The 17738-nt window shown below is 70.3% G+C and carries 17 protein-coding genes; 11 read left to right on the top strand and 6 right to left on the bottom strand.

Going from position 1 to position 17738, the window contains the following annotated elements; all coding sequences use genetic code 11:
• From folC to proB, 8 genes are all read left to right on the top strand, one after another.
• Nucleotides 1-1410, top strand: coding sequence for a bifunctional tetrahydrofolate synthase/dihydrofolate synthase (gene folC, locus AC1DWC_RS12600; RefSeq protein WP_477908519.1), 1410 nt, complete (start codon nt 1-3; stop codon nt 1408-1410).
• Complete coding sequence (locus tag AC1DWC_RS12605; protein WP_477908477.1) at nt 1407-1871, top strand: DUF4233 domain-containing protein; 465 nt, start codon at nt 1407-1409, stop codon at nt 1869-1871. Before folC ends, AC1DWC_RS12605 begins: the two co-directional genes overlap by 4 nt.
• 18 nt (nt 1872-1889) lie before the next feature.
• Nucleotides 1890-2309 (top strand): nucleoside-diphosphate kinase, encoded by a 420-nt coding sequence (ndk, locus tag AC1DWC_RS12610; protein ID WP_072844953.1) that lies wholly within the window; start codon nt 1890-1892, stop codon nt 2307-2309.
• A gap of 507 nt (nt 2310-2816) precedes the next feature.
• Nucleotides 2817-6089, top strand: coding sequence for a translation initiation factor IF-2 N-terminal domain-containing protein (locus AC1DWC_RS12615; protein ID WP_477908479.1), 3273 nt, complete (start codon nt 2817-2819; stop codon nt 6087-6089).
• A 201-nt stretch (nt 6090-6290) separates the two neighbouring features.
• Nucleotides 6291-6605, top strand: coding sequence for a 50S ribosomal protein L21 (rplU, locus tag AC1DWC_RS12620; RefSeq protein WP_477838143.1), 315 nt, complete (start codon nt 6291-6293; stop codon nt 6603-6605).
• 38 nt (nt 6606-6643) lie between these two features.
• Complete coding sequence (gene rpmA, locus AC1DWC_RS12625) at nt 6644-6907, top strand: 50S ribosomal protein L27 (RefSeq protein WP_005248077.1); 264 nt, start codon at nt 6644-6646, stop codon at nt 6905-6907.
• A 129-nt stretch (nt 6908-7036) separates the two neighbouring features.
• Nucleotides 7037-8497: a GTPase ObgE gene (obgE, locus tag AC1DWC_RS12630; RefSeq protein WP_477838142.1), complete on the top strand. Its 1461-nt coding sequence runs from the start codon at nt 7037-7039 to the stop codon at nt 8495-8497.
• Nucleotides 8494-9612, top strand: a complete 1119-nt coding sequence (gene proB / locus AC1DWC_RS12635; protein ID WP_072844957.1) for a glutamate 5-kinase — start codon at nt 8494-8496, stop codon at nt 9610-9612. Before obgE ends, proB begins: the two co-directional genes overlap by 4 nt.
• On the opposite strand, the gene AC1DWC_RS12640 is transcribed toward proB, so the two are convergent.
• From AC1DWC_RS12640 to AC1DWC_RS12665, 6 genes are all read right to left on the bottom strand, one after another.
• Complete coding sequence (locus AC1DWC_RS12640) at nt 9609-9785, bottom strand: hypothetical protein (protein WP_477908481.1); 177 nt, start codon at nt 9783-9785, stop codon at nt 9609-9611. The two genes, proB and AC1DWC_RS12640, sit on opposite strands and share 4 nt — an antisense overlap.
• Nucleotides 9786-9794: 9 nt before the next feature.
• A complete protein-coding gene (locus AC1DWC_RS12645) occupies nt 9795-10637 on the bottom strand; it encodes an NAD-dependent protein deacetylase (RefSeq protein WP_477908483.1) in 843 nt (280 codons plus the stop codon).
• 138 nt (nt 10638-10775) lie between these two features.
• Entirely contained in the window at nt 10776-11180 is a 405-nt protein-coding gene (locus AC1DWC_RS12650) for an ectoine synthase (protein ID WP_477838139.1), read from the bottom strand.
• Between the two features lie 19 nt (nt 11181-11199).
• The gene (ectB, locus tag AC1DWC_RS12655; RefSeq protein WP_477908485.1) at nt 11200-12462 is read right to left on the bottom strand and encodes a diaminobutyrate--2-oxoglutarate transaminase; all 1263 of its coding nucleotides are present in this window, start codon (nt 12460-12462) and stop codon (nt 11200-11202) included.
• Nucleotides 12459-12941: a diaminobutyrate acetyltransferase gene (ectA, locus tag AC1DWC_RS12660; protein ID WP_477908521.1), complete on the bottom strand. Its 483-nt coding sequence runs from the start codon at nt 12939-12941 to the stop codon at nt 12459-12461. Before ectA ends, ectB begins: the two co-directional genes overlap by 4 nt.
• Before the next feature lie 312 nt (nt 12942-13253).
• A complete protein-coding gene (locus AC1DWC_RS12665; protein WP_477908487.1) occupies nt 13254-15374 on the bottom strand; it encodes a RecQ family ATP-dependent DNA helicase in 2121 nt (706 codons plus the stop codon).
• 245 nt (nt 15375-15619) lie between these two features.
• Between AC1DWC_RS12665 and AC1DWC_RS12670 the strand changes: the two genes are divergently transcribed.
• The 3 genes from AC1DWC_RS12670 (at nt 15620) to AC1DWC_RS12680 (ending at nt 17625) form a co-directional block, all read left to right on the top strand.
• On the top strand, nt 15620-15814 hold the full coding sequence (locus AC1DWC_RS12670; protein WP_477908489.1) for a hypothetical protein: 195 nt from the start codon (nt 15620-15622) through the stop codon (nt 15812-15814).
• Nucleotides 15804-16040: a hypothetical protein gene (locus tag AC1DWC_RS12675; RefSeq protein ID WP_477908491.1), complete on the top strand. Its 237-nt coding sequence runs from the start codon at nt 15804-15806 to the stop codon at nt 16038-16040. Before AC1DWC_RS12670 ends, AC1DWC_RS12675 begins: the two co-directional genes overlap by 11 nt.
• Nucleotides 16041-16182: 142 nt before the next feature.
• Nucleotides 16183-17625: an FAD-dependent oxidoreductase gene (locus AC1DWC_RS12680; RefSeq protein WP_477908493.1), complete on the top strand. Its 1443-nt coding sequence runs from the start codon at nt 16183-16185 to the stop codon at nt 17623-17625.
• Nucleotides 17626-17738: the final 113 nt, after the last annotated feature.

The following is a 17738-nucleotide window of genomic DNA, read 5'->3' on the forward strand; positions in this document are numbered from 1 at the left end:
ATGCCCGGCTCCGAGTCCGCGGCGGTGGACCTCGCCGAGCTCGCGCAGGTCGAGGCCGAACTCGACAAGCGTTGGCCCGAGACGAAGATCGAGCCGTCGCTCACCCGGATCGCTGCCCTGATGGACCTGCTGGGTTCGCCGCAGCACGGCTACCCGGCGATCCATGTCGCCGGCACCAACGGCAAGACGTCGGTGACCCGGATGATCGATGCGCTGCTCACCCGGATGCACCGGCGGGTGGGCCGGACCACCAGCCCGCACCTGCAGATCGCCACCGAGCGCATCAGCATCGACGGCAAGCCCATCTCGCCGCGGCTCTACGTCGACACCTACCGGGAGCTCGAGCCGTACATCGGCATGGTCGACGCCCAGTCGCAGGCGGCGGGCGGGCCGGCGATGAGCAAGTTCGAGGTGCTCACCGCGATGGCGTTCGCGGCCTTCGCCGAAGCCCCGGTTGACGTCGCCGTCATCGAGGTCGGGCTCGGCGGGAAGTGGGACGCCACCAACGTGATCGACGGTCAGGTCGCGGTGATCACCCCGATCAGCCTCGACCACGTCGAGTTCCTCGGCAGCGACCTCGCCGGCATCGCGGCGGAGAAGGCCGGGATCATCAAGAAGGCGCCGGAGTCGCTGGTGCCACGCGACACCGTCGCGATCCTCGCCGAGCAGACCCCGGAGGTCGCGGAGGTGCTGCTGCGGCGCGCGGTCGAGGCCGATGCCGCGGTGGCGCGCGAGAACTCGGAGTTCCGGGTGCTCGCCCGCCGGATCGCGGTCGGCGGCCAGCAGCTCGAACTGCAGGGCCTCGGCGGCGTGTACACCGACATCTTCCTGCCCATGCACGGCGAGCACCAGGCCCGCAACGCCGCGCTGGCGCTGGCCGCGGTGGAGGCGTTCTTCGGGGCGGGTGCGGACCGCCAGCTCGACATCGACGCGGTCCGGGAAGGCTTTGCCTCCCTGACGAATCCGGGTCGACTCGAGCGTGTCCGCAGCGCACCGACGGTGTTCCTCGACGCCGCGCACAACCCGGACGGCGCTCGCGCGCTGGCCACCGCGCTGGCCGACGAGTTCGACTTCCGCAAGCTCGTCGGCGTCGTCGCGGTGATGGCGGACAAGGACGTCGAGGGTCTGCTGACCGCGTTCGAGCCCGTCTTCGACGAGATCGTGGTGACCCACAACGGCTCGCCGCGCGGGATGGACGTCGAGGAGTTGGCGAACATCGCGGTCGCGCGGTTCGGCGACGAGCGCGTGGTGGTGGCGTCGACGCTGCCCGACGCGCTCGAGACCGCCATCGAGCTGGCCGAGGAGGTCGCCGAACCCGGTGAGTCCGTCTCCGGCGCCGGCGTCGTGGTCACCGGATCCGTCGTCACCGCGGGCATGGCCCGCACCCTGTTCGGAAAGGAACCGGCGTGAGCACACCTGACAACTCGACCGCACCCGAAGGGGGCGGCGAGGGGCAACCGCACGTCGAGGGACATGCGCCGGCTGAGGGAACGGGCTTCAAGCCGCCGACGAAGGACCCGTGGAAGAGCTTCCGCGGGGTCTGCGCGGGCACGCTGATCCTGGAGGCAATCGTTGTGCTGCTGGCGATCCCGGTGGTCGCGACCGTCGGCGGGGGACTGACCGCGGCCAGCGGGACCTACCTCGTCGTGCTCGCGCTGCTGATGATCCTCGGGGCGGGTGTGCAGGGCCGGTCGTGGGGGATGGCGTTCAACATCGTGCTGCAGGTCGCGCTGGTGGCCGGCTTCGCCGTGCACATCTCGATCGGCGTGATGGGACTGGTGTTCTCGTCGGTCTGGGCGTACCTGCTGTACCTGCGCCGCGACATCCTGGACCGGATGGAAAAGGGACTGCTTCCGGGTCAACGGGACTGACGTTCTAGGCTGAGTGCTGTGACTGAGCGGACCCTGGTACTGATCAAGCCCGACGGAGTGGCCCGGCGTTTCGTCGGCGAGATCCTCGGCCGTGTCGAGCGCAAGGGGCTGTCCATCACAGCCCTCGAGCTCAAGACCGCGGACGAGGCGATCGCCGCCACGCACTACGCCGAGCACGAAGGCAGGCCCTTCTACCCGGGACTGCTGGAGTTCATCACCTCCGGGCCGCTGGTCGCGGCGGTGCTCGAGGGCCCGCGGGCGATCGCGGCGTTCCGGCAGCTCGCGGGCGGCACCGACCCGGTCGAGAAGGCCGTCCCGGGTTCCATCCGCGCCGACCTGGCATTGGACGGCCAGCAGAACCTGGTGCACGGCTCCGACTCCGTCGAGTCGGCCGAGCGGGAGATCGCGCTCTGGTTCCCGCACCTGGCCCGCGGCTAGTTTCCTTTTCGTACACCCCCTCTCGCCCCGTCGGTGACAGCCGGCGGGGCGAACTGGTACCCGCACCCAACCTCGGGCCGTGTCATCCAAACGCCCCGGCAGTCACACCGGGCCGACCGAGTGGTCGGGCGAGGCGGGCCCCACCGGTGCGCCTTGGCGCGGCCGGTCGTTGCGGTGTGGGATACTGGTATCGGTCGGACTCACATTTGCAACACGCGGGTCCGGCCGGATGACACCACGGTTCGATGCCCTCATCGCTGCCACGGTGTGCGGACACCCCGTACACCACGGCACGCTGGATGATCAGGCGCGCGGATCACGGAGCACCGCCATCCAGCCAGGCGTCGCACGAACTGGCAGTGAACAACGGTTCACTGCCAACCGCGCGGGGCGAGAACCAGACAATCCCACGTCCACCGTCGTGGGTACACATAGCAGTGCCCTCGCGTGGCCGCGTCACACCCGGAAAGTCAAGGTGGACGCGCCCGGGGGCCCGAGGAGACTTACGTGGCCGACAAAGCGCCGCTCGAATCACAGACTTCCGCCGCAGCAGATGCGGCACCGACCTTCCCGGACAAGATCCGGGTGCACGCACTGGCGAAACTGCTCGGTGTGACCAGCAAGCAGGTGCTTGCCCAGGTCGCCGAGCTCGGCTCGGAGCTGCGCAGCGCGCAGTCCAGCGTCGATCGTTCGCTCGCCGAGCAGGTTCACGCGGCGCTGAGCGGCGCCGCGGAGACGGCAGCCCCGTCGACCGAGGTCGTCGCGGTCGAGACCCCGGCCGCCGAGGTCGAGACCCCGGTTGCCGAGGAGCCCAAGGCCAAGGCGCCCAGGCGTCGGGCCTCCCGGGCCAAGGCCGCGAAGTCCGAGGCACCCCAGGCCGAGGCGCCCGTTGCCGAGGTCCCGGCCGCCGAGGTGCCCGAGGTCGCGGCCCCCGCGGCCGAGGCCCAGCAGGGGCTGTTCACGAACCTCGACAAGCCGCATGCGCACGTGCCGGCCGCGGCCGAGAGCGCACCTGTGTTCCAGGCGCCGCTGTTCCTGCAGCCCGAGGCGGAGCCCGCCCCGCGTCGACGCCGTGCCCGCCGCGAGGCCGCGGCACCGGACGAGAACGCTCCCATCGAGGTCACCACCGTCGAGCCGTCGATGGCGGTCACCGAGGTCGAGGCCCCGGCGCCGACCGAGGAGGACACCGCCGCAGTCGAGGCCCCCGCGGCCGACACCGCCGTGGTCGAGGATCAGCACGCCGCCGAGTCCGACGAGGAGGGCGACGCGCAGAGCCGTCGTCGCCGTCGTGGCCGTCGTGGCCGCGGCCGTGGCCGTGGCGAGCAGGGCGGCGACGAGCAGCCGACGACCGAGGAGGAGTCCGCCGAGGAGGCGACGACCGACGAGCGCACCGAGGTCGCAGCGGCCGAGGCCGAGGCCGAGGCAGCTGTCGAGGTCGCGGAGCCGGAGTCCGAGGCAGGCGAGTCGGAGGAGGCCGAGGAGGCCGGAGACGGTTCGAGCCGTCGCCGTCGTCGTCGCCGCCGCCGCAAGGGCAGCGGTGAGGGCGCCGAGGCCGGATCCGAGGAAGACGGCGTCGCCACGGTCGTGCACGAGCGCGAGCCGCGTACCAAGGCCCGCGTCAAGGACGAGGTCCAGGGCATTTCCGGCTCCACCCGGCTCGAGGCGAAGCGTCAGCGTCGCCGCGACGGTCGCGACGCCGGCCGTCGTCGGCCGCCGATCCTGACCGAGTCCGAGTTCCTGGCCCGCCGTGAGTCCGTCGACCGGGTGATGGTGGTCCGCGAGAAGACCGGCGCCGGGCACCAGTCCGGACTGACCCAGGTCGCGGTCCTCGAGGACGGCATCCTCGTCGAGCACTTCGTCACCAGTTCGGCGTCCGCGTCGATGGTCGGCAACGTCTACCTCGGCCGCGTCCAGAACGTGCTGCCCTCCATGGAGGCCGCGTTCATCGACATCGGCCGCGGCCGCAACGGTGTGCTGTACGCCGGCGAGGTCAACTGGGAGGCCGCCGGCCTCGGCGGCAACAGCCGCAAGATCGAGCAGGCGCTGCGTCCGGGCGACCAGGTGCTCGTCCAGGTCAGCAAGGACCCGGTCGGCCACAAGGGTGCCCGCCTGACCACGCAGATCTCGCTGGCCGGTCGCTTCCTCGTGTACGTGCCAGGCGGCAGCTCCACCGGCATCAGCCGCAAGCTGCCCGACACCGAGCGCAAGCGTCTCAAGGAGATCCTGCGCGAGATCGTGCCGCCGGAGGCAGGCGTCATCATCCGCACCGCCTCCGAGGGAGTCAGTGCGGAAGAGCTCGCGCGTGACGTCACCCGGCTGCAGAGCCAGTGGGCGGACATCGAGAAGCAGGCCGCCGACGCGGACAAGAGCAAGTCGAGCAGCCCGAAGGCGCTGTACGAAGAGCCGGACATGCTGGTCAAGGTCGTCCGTGACCTGTTCAACGAGGACTTCGCCAAGATCGTCATCGAGGGCGAGAAGTCCTGGTCGACGGTGCAGAACTACATCGCTGCCGTGGCACCCGACCTGCTGCCGCGGGTCGAGCGCTACTCGCCGTCCGCCGGCGGCCCCGACGTGTTCGAGGTCAAGCGGATCGACGAGCAGCTCGCCAAGGCGCTCGACCGCAAGGTGTGGCTGCCCTCGGGCGGCACCCTGGTGATCGACCGCACCGAGGCGATGACCGTGGTCGACGTCAACACCGGCAAGTTCACCGGCGCCGGCGGCAACCTCGAGGAGACCGTCACCCGGAACAACCTGGAGGCGGCCGAGGAGATCGTGCGGCAGATGCGCCTGCGGGACATCGGCGGCATGATCGTCGTCGACTTCATCGACATGGTGCTCGAGTCGAACCGGGACCTGGTCCTGCGCCGGCTCACCGAGGCGCTCGGTCGCGACCGGACGCGTCATCAGGTCTCCGAGGTCACCTCGCTCGGCCTGGTCCAGATGACCCGTAAGAAGCTGGGCACGGGGCTGGTCGAGGCGTTCTCCACCACCTGTGAGCACTGCCATGGACGCGGCATCATCGTCCACGCCGACCCGATCGAGGAGAAGTCCGGCGACGACGGCTCGCGGGCCGCTGCGTCGAAGGGCGAGTCCGGCACCCGTAAGCGGCGTGGACGTGGCGAGAAGGCGGCCACGCAGCCCGAGGCGCCGGAGGCCAAGAACGGTCACGAGGACGTGCACGACGCGGACGCGACGGTCAAGCGTGCGCATCCGGTCGCGCTGGCGATGGCCTCGCACCTCCACGACGACGAGCAGGGTCATGAGGCCGAGCAGGGTCATGAGGCCGAGCCGAAGGCGGCCGAGGCGGCGGCCGAGGCCGGTGCCTCCGACGTGAAGGTCGACGAGGCGCCCGCCGTGGCAGAGGTCGCAGTGCTCGAGGCCCCGGTTGTCGAAGCTCCGGTTGTCGAGGTCGCGGCTGAGGTCGCCGAGTCCGAGGTTGCCGAGGCAGAGGTCGCCGAGAAGCCGGCGGCAGAGGTCTCCGCGCCCACGCGGGGACGTCGTCGTTCGCGGCGGTCCAGCCGGTCCGCTGCGGCCCCGGTGGCCGAGGAGTCGGATGCCGTTGCGGTGCTGGTGGTCCCGACGCCGGAGCCGGTCGCGGCGTCCGTCGTCGAGGCGCCGGTTGTCGCCGAGCCCGTAGTCGTCGAGACGGTCGTCGAGCCGGTTGTCGCGGAGCCCGAGGCCGCCGCACCGGTGAAGTCCGACGGCGAGGTCAAGGCGCCCGCGCGCCGTCCCCGTCGCCGTGCGTCGGCACGTCCCGCGGGTCCGCCGGCGGACGCGTAGGCCGGACGAGTTCGGGGTGGCGGAGCCAGTTTGACCCTGGCCGCCGCCATCCCGTAATCTTGACCGGTCGCTACTCGGCGATAACGCTCGGCTGCGCCCAACAGGGCAGCGGCGGGCGCGCCTGAGGTAGCAAGCACACCAGACCAGTCGCTCGGCTCAAGCCGCGCGAGCACGTTCGAAGAAGCAAGGGGTAGCCCTCCGATGGCAACGTACGCGATCGTCAAGACCGGCGGAAAGCAGTACAAGGTCGCTGTTGGTGACCTCGTCAAGGTCGAGAAGATCGAGGGTGAGCCCGGCACTTCTGTCTCGCTGGCCCCGGTCCTCGTCGTCGACGGATCCGAGCTGACCACCGACGCCGACAAGCTGGCCAAGGTCACGGTCACCGGCGAGGTCGTCGAGCACACCAAGGGTCCGAAGATCCGCATCCACAAGTTCAAGAACAAGACCGGCTACCACAAGCGCCAGGGTCACCGTCAGAAGCTGACGGTCCTCAAGGTCACCGGTATCAACAACTAGTTCTTCTAGACTTAGTTTGCCCGAGGAGGGTCAACAACATGGCACATAAGAAGGGTGCATCCAGCTCCCGTAACGGTCGCGATTCGAACGCACAGCGACTCGGCGTGAAGCGCTTCGGCGGTCAGTCCGTCAGCGCCGGCGAGATCCTGGTGCGTCAGCGCGGAACCCACTTCCACCCCGGCGTGAACGTCGGACGTGGCGGCGACGACACGCTGTTCGCGCTCTCCGCGGGTGCGGTCGAGTTCGGCACCAAGCGTGGCCGCAAGACCGTCAACATCGTTCCGGCCGCGGCAGAGGCCTGATTCTGCTGCGAATATCGCCTCGCGACTGATGTCGCGGAGTGACGCTAAGCTCCCAGTAGGGGCGGGCCAGGGTCTCATACCCAGCCCGCCCCTACTGCTATTTACAGACTGAGGAAGGATCCGGCAGTCATGTCCCGATTCATTGACCGCGTGGTGCTGCACGTCAGCGCCGGAAATGGCGGCAATGGCTGCGCCTCCGTTCACCGCGAGAAGTTCAAGCCGCTAGGCGGACCCGACGGTGGCAACGGAGGCCGTGGCGGTGACGTCGTGCTCGAGGTCGACCCCAACGTGCACACGCTGCTGGACTTCCACTTCCACCCCCACGCCAAGGCCGGCAACGGCAAGCAGGGCGCCGGCAGCAACCGTGAGGGTGCCAACGGCGAGGACCTGATCCTGCGGGTGCCCGACGGCACCGTCGTGCTGGACAGCGAGGGCAATGTCATCGCCGACCTCATCGGTGCCGGCACCCGGTTCGCCGCTGCGCCCGGCGGCCGTGGTGGGCTCGGCAACGCCGCGCTCTCCTCGCGGGCCCGCAAGGCGCCCGGTTTCGCGCTGCTCGGCGAGGACGGTGTCGAACGCGACCTCGTCCTGGAGCTCAAGTCGGTCGCCGACGTCGGCCTGGTCGGCTTCCCGTCCGCGGGCAAGTCGTCGCTGGTGTCCGTGCTCTCGGCCGCCAAGCCGAAGATCGCCGACTACCCGTTCACCACGCTGCGTCCGAACCTGGGCGTGGTGTCCAGCGGCGACACCACCTTCACCATCGCCGACGTCCCCGGCCTGATCCCCGGCGCCAGCGAGGGCCGAGGCCTGGGCCTGGACTTCCTGCGGCACATCGAGCGCACCGCGGTGCTCGCCCATGTGGTGGACTGCGCGACCCTCGAGCCCGGCCGCGACCCGGTCTCCGACGTCGACGCCCTCGAGGCGGAGCTGGCGGCGTACAAGCCGGCCCTGTCGGAGGACGTCAGCCTCGGTGACCTCGCCAACCGGCCGCGAATCGTGATCCTCAACAAGGCCGACGTGCCCGAGGCGGCGGAACTGGCCGAGATGGTCACCCCCGACTTCGAGAAGCGTGGTTGGCCGGTCTTCACCATCTCGGCCGTCAGCCGGGACGGCTTGCGCCCGTTGACCTTTGCGCTTGCCAAGATGGTTGCAGACTACCGCGAGGCGCATCCGAAGCCGGAGCCGAAGCGTCAGATCCTCCGTCCGGTGGCGGCCAACCAGGCCGACTTCACCGTGATCGCGGACCCCGAGTCGCCCGGTGGATTCATCGTGCGCGGAATCCGGCCGGAACGCTGGGTTCGTCAGACCGCGTTCGACAACGACGAGGCCGTCGGCTACCTCGCGGACCGGCTCGCCCGGCTCGGCGTGGAGGCCGCGCTGGTCAAGCACGGTGCGCAGCCGGGTTGCTCGGTGACCATCGGGGACGTGAGCTTCGACTGGGAGCCGCAGACCCCGGCGGGCGTCGACCTGACCCGCACCGGCCGCGGCACCGACGCACGGCTCGACCAGGTGGAGCGCATCGGCGCGTCCGAGCGCAAGCATGCGCACCGGATCCGGCGTGGGCTCGAGGGCCTGGACCCCGAAGAGCAGTGACGGCGACCGCGGCCGCCTCGGACACCAGGTCGGCGATCGCCACGGCGCGCAGCATCGTCGTGAAGATCGGGTCCTCGGCGCTGACCAGCCTCGAGGAGGGGCTCGACCACGCGGCACTCGACACCCTCGCGGACGCGATCGAGGCGCGGATGCGCGCCGGCTCCGACGTCGTGGTGGTCTCCTCGGGTGCGGTGGGCGCGGGCATCGCCCCGCTGGGACTGTCCAAGCGGCCGCGGGACCTGGCCACCAAGCAGGCCGCGGCCAGCGTCGGCCAGTTGGCCCTGGCGCATGCCTGGGGGACCTCCTTCGGGCGGTACGGGCGCACGGTCGGGCAGGTGCTGCTCACCGCCGACGACCTGGCCCGACGCACCCAGCACCGCAACGCGCAGCGGACCCTGGACCGGCTGCGGGTGCTGCACGCGGTGGCGATCGTGAACGAGAACGACACGGTGGCGACCACCGAGCTGCGGTTCGGCGACAACGACCGGCTGGCCGCGATGGTCGCGCACCTGGTGCAGGCCGACGCGCTGGTGCTGCTCTCGGACGTCGACGGGCTCTACGACGGTGACCCCCGTCGCGGCGGCGCCACCCTGATCCCGGAGGTGACCAGCCCCGAGGACCTCGACGGCGTGGTCGCGGGCTCCGGGGGAGCGCTCGGCACCGGCGGCATGGCCTCGAAGCTGTCCGCGGCCCGGCTCGCGGCGGACTCGGGGGTGCCGGTGCTGCTCGCCGCCGCCACCGATGCCGCGGCGGCGCTGACCACCGCGGGCGTCGGCACGGCCTTCGCGGCACGCCCGAATCGGATGTCGGCACGCAAGTTCTGGGTGCGGCACGCGGCCGACACCCAGGGCGCGCTGGAGCTGGACGCGGGTGCGGTCCGGGCCGTGGTGGATCGCCGGCGCTCGCTGTTGCCCGCCGGCATCACCGGTGTGGTCGGGCGGTTCCACGGCGGCGACGTGGTGTCGCTGGTCGGTCCGGACGCCGTCCCGGTGGCGCGCGGGGTGGTGGCGTACGACTTCGACGAGCTCGGCGAGATGCTCGGCCGGTCCACCCTGGAGTTGCCGTCGGAGCTGCAGCGTCCGGTCGTGCATGCGGACGACCTGGTGCCGCTCTAGCGGTCAGGAGCCTTCGGCGGCTTGTCCTGCGGGTCGCCGACGACCTTGGGTGGTCCTTCGGGGTGCAGTGCGCCGCCCTCGTTCACCCATTCGGAGATGTCGGCGGCATCCTCGGGGGTGACAGGTTTGCGCCTGCTGAAGAGTGATTTCACCTTGTCGCTGAACTTCGACATGCCCGGAGTCTACGGATGTGCGCCCAGGGCGGCGAGGGTCTGCGAGCACCCGGCATCCAGTTTGACCGTGGCGAACTCGTCGCCGCGGGTGGCGCCCCGGTTCACGATCGCGACCGGTGTGCCGTGCTTGGCCGCGTGCCGGACGAACCGCAGCCCGGACATCACGGTCAGCGACGAGCCGAGTACCAGCACCAGGTCGGCGGCGTCGACCATCGCGTAGGCCGCCGCCACCCGTGGCTTCGGCACGCTCTCGCCGAAGTACACGATGTCTGGTTTGAGGATGCCGCCGCAGCGGTCGCAGTCCACCACCCGGAAGTGCGCGGTCTCCTCGATCACCGCGTCGGCGTCCGGGGCGATCTCGACTCCCGTTGCCGCGGAGACGGATTCGGCGAAGCCGGGGTTGGCCGCGGTGAGCCGCTCGGCCAGCGAGATGCGGGAGACCCGGTGCTCGCAGGTCATGCAGCGCACCTGCGCGTAGCTGCCGTGCAGGTCGACGACCGCGCGGCTGCCGGCCTTGGTGTGCAGCAGGTCCACGTTCTGGGTGAGCACCCCGGTGACCGTCCCGGACCGTTCGAGGGCGGCGAGTGCGCGGTGGCCGGAGTTGGGCACGGTGGCGTCCATGAACCGCCAGCCCAGGTGGTTGCGCGCCCAGTAGTGCCGCCGGAACGAGGCGTCGCCCATGAACTGCTGGTACGTCATCGGGTTCCGCGGCGGCGAGTCCGGGCCGCGGTAGTCGGGAATTCCCGAGTCGGTGGACATGCCGGCGCCGGTCAACGCAACCACCCGCCGGCCGTCCACCAGTGCGGCGAGCCGGGCGAACCCGGTCTCGGGTTCCAGGGCCGAAACGGACATGCCCACCAGGTTAGCCGTGTCCCGGGTGGGCATGCCCGTGCGGTCGCCGGGGCCAAGCTCTCCGCCGAGTTCCCGGGGCCAAGTTCGCCGCCGAGTTCCCGGGGCCAAGCTCGTCGCCGAGTTCCCGGGCCCGAGGCGTCAGACCCGGCTCGGCACCTCGACCAGCGGGTACACCCCGTTCTCGTCGTGCACCTCGCGTCCGGTAACCGGGGGGTTGAAGACGCACAGCATCCGCATCTGGGTGACCGGCTCGACCCGGTGCCGCTCGTGGCCGTCGAGCAGGTACATCGAGCCGGGACGCAGCTCGTGGACCTCGCCGTTGTCGAGGTCGGTGAGGATGCCGTCGCCCTCGATCAGCCAGACCGCCTCGACGTGGTTGGCGTAGTGGAACTCGTTGACCGAGCCGGCGCGGATGGTGGTCTCGTGGAACGAGAATCCCACGCCGTCCCCGCCGAGGACGATGCGCTTGCTGCGCCAGTTGCCGTCGGCGCTGGTGACGTCCCGGTCGGTGCCGGTGATCTCTTCGGTGGTGCGCACGATCATGGGGTTGCTCCTTCGCGGTTCAGGCGCAGACCTTGGCGGTGGCCTCGGCGAGAATGCTCAGTCCGTGGTCGAGTTCGGCGTCGGTGACGGTCAGCGGCGGCAGCAGCTTGACCACCTCGTCGGACGGCCCGGAGGTCTCGGCGAGCAGGCCCTCGTCGTAGGCGAGCCCGCAGACCTTGACCGCGTGCCCCGGGTCGTCGAAGACCAGGCCCTGCACCATGCCACGCCCGCGGGTGGACACCCCGGCGAAGCGGTCCGACAGGTTCGCGAAGATCTCGTGGATGCGCTTGCCCTTGGCGGCGGTCGAGCGGCTGAGCGCGTCGTCGGACCAGTAGTGGTCGAGCGCTGCGGTCGCCGTGACGAAGGCAGGGTTGTTGCCTCGGAAGGTGCCGTTGTGCTCGCCAGGGGCCCAGACGTCGAGTTCGGGCCGCATCAGGGTCAGCGCCATCGGCAGGCCGTAGCCGCCGATCGACTTCGACAGCGTCACGATGTCGGGGGTGATGCCGGCGACCTCGAACGAGAAGAACGGGCCGGTGCGGCCGCAGCCCATCTGCACGTCGTCGACGATCAGCAGGATCCCGCGGCTCGAGCACAGGTCGGCGAGCGCCCGCAGCCACTCGGGCCGGGCCACGTTGACGCCACCCTCGCCCTGGACCGTCTCGACGATCACGGCGGCGGGTCGGTTGAGTCCGCTGCCGGAGTCGTCGAGGACCCGCTCGAACCAGTGGAAGTCCTCGGTGACGCCGTTGAAGTAGTTGTCGAACGGCATCGGGGTGGCGTGGACCAGCGGGACGCCGGCCCCGGCCCGCTTCATCGAGTTGCCGGTGACCGAGAGCGACCCGAGGGTCATTCCGTGAAAGGCATTGGTGAAGTTGATGATCGACTCGCGGCCGGTGACCTTACGGGCCAGCTTGAGGGCAGCCTCGACGGCGTTGGTGCCGGTGGGTCCGGGGAACTGCACCTTGTAGTCCAGGCCCCGCGGTTCGAGGATGTTGCGCTGGAAGGTCTCGAGGAACCGGCGCTTGGCGACGGTGTTCATGTCGAGGCCGTGGGTGATTCCGTCGCCGATCAGGTAGTCGAGCAGCGCCTCCTTCATCACCGGGTTGTTGTGTCCGTAGTTCAGCGCGCCTGCGCCTGCGAAGAAGTCGAGGTAGTCGCGGCCGTCCTCGGAACGGATCCAGGATCCGGAGGCGGAACTGAAGACCGCCGGCCACGACCTGCTGTAGCTGCGGACCTCGGACTCCAGGCTGGCGAAGATGTTGGTCTCTTCGAGGGTGTTCACTGCTCTCCTCTGTTGCTGTCGTCGCCGATGACGTAAAGCTCTTCGGGTTCGTGCTGGTCGGGAAAGTCGTTGGAGTCGAACAATTTACGGGTTGAGATGCTGGTGTACCGACTGCGCGCGACCGAGGCGAAGAGCGCCTGCGATCCGGTGTTGTCGGGACTGATCGTCGTCTCCAGCGTTGAGACACCTTGATGTGCAAGGTGATCGAGAAGGAAGTTCAGCATCGCGGAGGCGACGCCGCGGCCGCGCAGGGCGTCGTCGACGGCAACCTGCCACACGAAGACGGTCGTCGGGTCCGTCGGCCGGACGAATCCGGTGACGAAGCCCCCGACCCGGCCGTCGTGCTCGGCCACCACGGAGGTTTCCGCAAAGTCCCTGCACCACAGCAGGTAGGAGTAGCTCGAGTTCAGGTCGAGGACCTCGGTGTCGCGGGCGATCTCCCACAGTCGGGCCGCGTCGGAGACTGCGGGCCGACGCAGGGTCGGCGTGTCGTTCGGGCTCGTCGCGCCGGGGTGTTCCGGGCGCACCGCGCCGGGCTCTTCTTGGCGCACCGCGCCGGGTAGGTCTGGGCGCACTGCGCCGTGCTCGTCGGGGCGCTTTGCGCCGTGTCGTTGTCGGGTCCCCGTGGGGGGAACTGAAATTGGGGTCGCACTTTCTGTAACGGGCGTCATTGGTCAAACGAACGTAACAATGGGCCCAACGGATTTCAGCTTCCTGCCGCCGGGTCCACCCGAGAACCCGGCGTCGGCACTGGTGAGCGCAGCAGTGTGAGCCTGGTCACATCGGCGTGCTCAGTTGACGCTCGCCAGGGCAAACGGCAGAACCGCCGGAGCGCCCACGGCACGCAGTTCTCGCGCCGCCATCGTCAATGTCCAGCCGGTGTCGGTGAGGTCGTCGAGCAGCAGCACCGGGCCGTCGAGATGGCCGAGCTCCGGTGCCAACCACGCCCCGGCGAGGCCCGCCACCCGGTAGGCGGAATTGGCGGCGGACACCGGGGGATGGCCCGGCGTCCGGGCGAGCGAGCCCAGGTCGGTGAGCCGTCCCACCTCGGCCAGTCGGCGGGCGAGCGAGCCCACCAGCTGCGGACGGGTTGCGGACTCCATGGCCAGCACCGACGTGGGCCGCTGGTCCCAGTCCCAGGCGGCGAGGACCTTGACGCACGCGTCGACGACCGCGTCCGGGACCGGTCCGTCGGGTCCGTCGAACAGCGCCCGCAGCCGCTGGCCCCAGCCGAGGTCGGTGAGGCGGCCGAGCACCCGACCCGGCTGCGGACCGTCGGTGATCTTGCCGGACAGCGGTACCCCGAGCTTGGCGAGACCGGTCGGCCACTGCTTGCGCGGCAGCAGGTCGACGCCCGGGCGGTCCAGTCGGGCGCGGGCCTGCGAGAGCGCCTGCTCGTCGACGTCGGCGGTGAGGGTGGGACCGGCACAGTTGTCGCACCGCCCGCACGGCTGCGGTTCCGCGGTGAGGCCCGGGTCGTCGAGTTGGCGGCGCAGGAACTCCATCCGGCACATGGTGGTGCGCTGGTAGTCGACCATGGCCTGCTGCTCGGACGCACGGGCCTGTTCGAGCCGTTCGTAGCGCGGCGCGTCGTACTCCCACGGCTGACCGGTGCCGACCCAGCCGCCGCGGACCCGGCGGACCGCGCCGTCCACGTCGAGGACCTTGAGCACCATCTCGAGCCGGGACCGGTTGAGCTCCACCTGCGGCTCGAGTGCCTGCGTGGACTGCGGCCGCTCGGTGTCGAGCACCTCGATCACCCGGCGCACCACGTGTTCGCGCGGGAACGCGACGCTGGCGAAGTAGCTCCAGATCTGCCGGTCCTCGTGGCCGGGGAGCAGCACCACCTCCGCGCTGTCCGTGGAGCGGCCGGCGCGACCGACCTGCTGGTAGTAGGAGATCGGCGAGGACGGTGCGCCGAGGTGCACCACGAACCCCAGGTCCGGCTTGTCGAAACCCATGCCGAGCGCGGAGGTCGCGACGAGCGCCTTGACCCGGTTGCCGAGCAGGTCGGCCTCGAGCGACTCGCGCTCGGCGGGATCGGTTTGCCCGGTGTACGCGGCGACGGCGTGCCCCTGGTCGGAGAGCAGGCCGGCCAGGTCTCGTGCGGCGGACACCGTGAGGGTGTAGATGATGCCGGAGCCGGGCAGCCGGTTCAGTTGCTGGCCGAGCCACGCCGCGCGCTTGGTGGCCTCGTCGATCTGGACGACGGACATCCGCAGCGACTCGCGTTCGAGACCGCCGCGCAGCACCAGCGTCTCGGCGCCCCCGACCCCGAGCTGGGCGGAGACGTCGGCGACTACCCGGTCGTTCGCCGTCGCGGTCGTGGCCAGCACCGGGATGCCCTCGCCGAGCTCGCCGATCAGCGTCCGGATCCGGCGGTAGTCGGGACGGAAGTCGTGGCCCCAGTCGGAGACGCAGTGCGCCTCGTCGACGACCACGAGGCCGGCGTCGGCGGCGAGCGAGGGCAGTACCTGGTCGCGGAAGTCGGGGTTGTTCAGTCGCTCGGGGCTGACCAGCAGCACATCGACGTCGCCGTCGGCGATCTGGCGGTGGATCTCGTCCCACTCCGTGACGTTGCCGGAGTTGATGGTCGCCGCGCGGACCCCGGCCCGCTCCGCCGAGGACACCTGGTTGCGCATCAGTGCGAGCAGCGGCGAGACGATCACGGTGGGTCCGTGCCCGCGGGCCCTCAGCAGCTTGGCGGCGATGAAGTAGACGGCGGACTTGCCCCAGCCGGTCCGCTGGACCACCAGTGCGCGTCGGCGCTGGACGACCAGCGCCTCGATCGCCGTCCACTGGTCCTCCCGCAGTCGGGCCTCGGGTCCGGCGAGTTCACGCAGCAGGCCCTCGGCCTCGGCGCGCAGGTCCGCGCCGGTGGTGGGGTCGGCGGTGGTGGTGTTCGCGCTCATGCCTGCCATCATGCCCGTCCGCGCCGACATCGAACCCGTTGTGAGGATCCGCTGTGGCAGGCCTGACAGCAGCCAGCCGTCTCCGCCGAGAGGAATCGACATGGGCGATCTCGATCCCGCTGCCGACCTCGAGTCGCTGTGCCGGCACCTGCACGCACATCCCGAGCTGTCCATCAGGAGCATGCGACCGCGGCCATCGTCGCCGAGCGGCTCGCGGCATCGGGCTGCCAGACGAGGAGGTTCCGGTGATGCATGCCTGCGGGCACGACATGCACGTGACCTGCCTGCTGGTCGCCGCGGACCTGCTGACGCGGGGGAGCGGGCACTGGCGGGCACCCTGGTGGCGCACCCTGGTGTCGCGGGAGATCTCGCCGGCCCCCACCCGCGGTGGTGACGGTCGGGTCGTTCCGGGCGGGGACCAAGGAGAACGTGATCCCTGACGAAGCTGTGCGGAAGATCAACACCCGCTCGTTCGACACCCACGTCGCGGAGCGACTCGTCGAGGGCATCAGCTGGATCGCGAACGCGGAGTCGGCGGCGTCCCGGGCGCCGCGACCGCCCGAGATCACCGAACTCACCAGCTTCCCGTTGACCGTCAACGACGCGCCGGGGTCGAGTCGGACGGTCGCGGCGCTGGTGGCGGCGGCGGTGGAGTGGCTCGACTGAGCAACGTGAGGGAACCGGCGAGGCGCGCGCCGGGCCGGACCTGTTGTCCCGCTTGGTGGGACGACCCATGTGCACGGGCGCCGGCCGACCCCAGGGTTGAGCGAACTACGGCTCGTCTCACGTGAATGCACCGGGAGTTTCCATGGAACACAATGAATTTGACGAGCAGTTCGACGTTGTCGTCATCGGCGTCGGTGCGGCCGGAGCGGCGGCCGCTCTCAGTGCACACGAACGCGGCGCGAGCGTCGTGGTGGTCGAGAAGTGCCCGCCTGAGTGCGCCGGTGGCAACACCCGAGTGTCGGGAAGCGGCTGGTTCATCAACAGCAACCCGGAGCGAGCGGCGGTGTTCTTGCGGGCGCTCAACGGATCCCGCACCGTCGCGGAAGACGTCGTACAGATGTGGGCATCGGAGACTGCGAAGAACTCGGACTGGTTGGCCGGCCTCGGGGCCACCGTCAGGCCGACCGGCGCCTACCACACCGAAGCGGAGTTCTCCGAGGTCGACGGCGCCGACTGCTACGCCGGCATGAACACGATCAACGGTGAGATGGGTCAGTTCCTCCTCTACGAATTCCTCGTCGGGGCCCTCGCCGAGCGGGGAATCGAGATCCGATTCGAAACCCAAGCACAGGAATTGACGGTCGTCGACGGAGCCGTCCGCGGGGTCCGGGTCGAAGGTCCGGCCGGGGAGTCGACGCTGGGGGCGCGCGGCGGCGTTGTCCTGGCAACGGGCGGATTCGCCGCGAACCCCGGGATGGTCCAGGACTACCTGCCACTCGACGAGTACGTGTTGTGGGGCTCGCCGCACAACACGGGTGACGGGCACCGGATGGCCCAGCGGGTGGGCGCGGACATGTGGCACATGGGCAACATGATGACGATCACCGGCATCGACGTCGGTGACACGACCGGACTGTTCCTCGCGTTGTGGGGCGGGCACGACTACGTGTTCATCGCTCCGGACGGGCGCCGATTCACGGACGAGACCAAGGGCAACCGTCACGGACACGTGCAGCGGAACGGGGCCGAGGAGCTGTTCCCGCTCCGCCCGTTCCACATTGTCTTCGACGAAAAGCTGCGCGTAGCAGGACCGTTGAGCCCGACCAGCGCTGTCCTGCCGGTCGGCTGGAAGCTGTTGATGGAGAACTTTGCCTGGTCCGTGGACAACTCGGCCGAGGTGGCGAACGGGCAGATCCAACGCGCGGACACGCTGCGTGAGTTGGCGGCGGCAATCGGCGTCGACCCGGAAACCCTCGAGCGCAGTGTCGACGACTACAACGCCGCGTGCGAGGTGGGCCGGGACGACCACTTCGGCCGCGCCCCGGAGACGCTCGCGCCGGTGTCGGAGGGGCCGTTCTACTCGCTACGCGTGGTCCCGCTGCTCGGTTGGAGTGACGGCGGCCCGCGGCGCGACGGGCACTCTCGGGTACTGGACACCCGCGGCGACGTGATCGAGGGCCTGTACGCGGCCGGCGAGGCCAGTGCCACCTACAGCTGGACCAAGGACGGCGGCTTCCACATCGCCGACGCGCTGGCATTCGGGCGGGTGTCGGGTGCTCATGCCGCCGGCCGGGCTGGGAGCTGACGACGACGCCGGTGAATGCGCACGGCCGGTCCGGTGCGTCGCGGGCATGGCTGCCCTCTCGACGCGCCGCTCCGGGTGTGCGCGGGTCGTTGCCGTGCCGAACGTGACCCGCC

The sequence above is a fragment of the Rhodococcus sp. P4_C10 genome (genome assembly GCF_056402135.1).

Bases quoted from the DNA above. Each gene is read 5' to 3' on its own strand.
- folC (WP_477908519.1), top strand. From the start codon at position 1: ATGCCCGGCTCCGAGTCCGCGGCGGTGGACCTCGCCGAGCTCGCGCAG.
- rplU (WP_477838143.1), top strand. From the start codon at position 6,291: ATGGCAACGTACGCGATCGTCAAGACCGGCGGAAAGCAGTACAAGGTC.
- rpmA (WP_005248077.1), top strand. From the start codon at position 6,644: ATGGCACATAAGAAGGGTGCATCCAGCTCCCGTAACGGTCGCGATTCG.
- obgE (WP_477838142.1), top strand. From the start codon at position 7,037: ATGTCCCGATTCATTGACCGCGTGGTGCTGCACGTCAGCGCCGGAAAT.
- AC1DWC_RS12640 (WP_477908481.1), bottom strand. From the start codon at position 9,785: ATGTCGAAGTTCAGCGACAAGGTGAAATCACTCTTCAGCAGGCGCAAA.
- AC1DWC_RS12645 (WP_477908483.1), bottom strand. From the start codon at position 10,637: ATGTCCGTTTCGGCCCTGGAACCCGAGACCGGGTTCGCCCGGCTCGCC.
- AC1DWC_RS12650 (WP_477838139.1), bottom strand. From the start codon at position 11,180: ATGATCGTGCGCACCACCGAAGAGATCACCGGCACCGACCGGGACGTC.
- AC1DWC_RS12665 (WP_477908487.1), bottom strand. From the start codon at position 15,374: ATGAGCGCGAACACCACCACCGCCGACCCCACCACCGGCGCGGACCTG.
- AC1DWC_RS12680 (WP_477908493.1), top strand. From the start codon at position 16,183: ATGGAACACAATGAATTTGACGAGCAGTTCGACGTTGTCGTCATCGGC.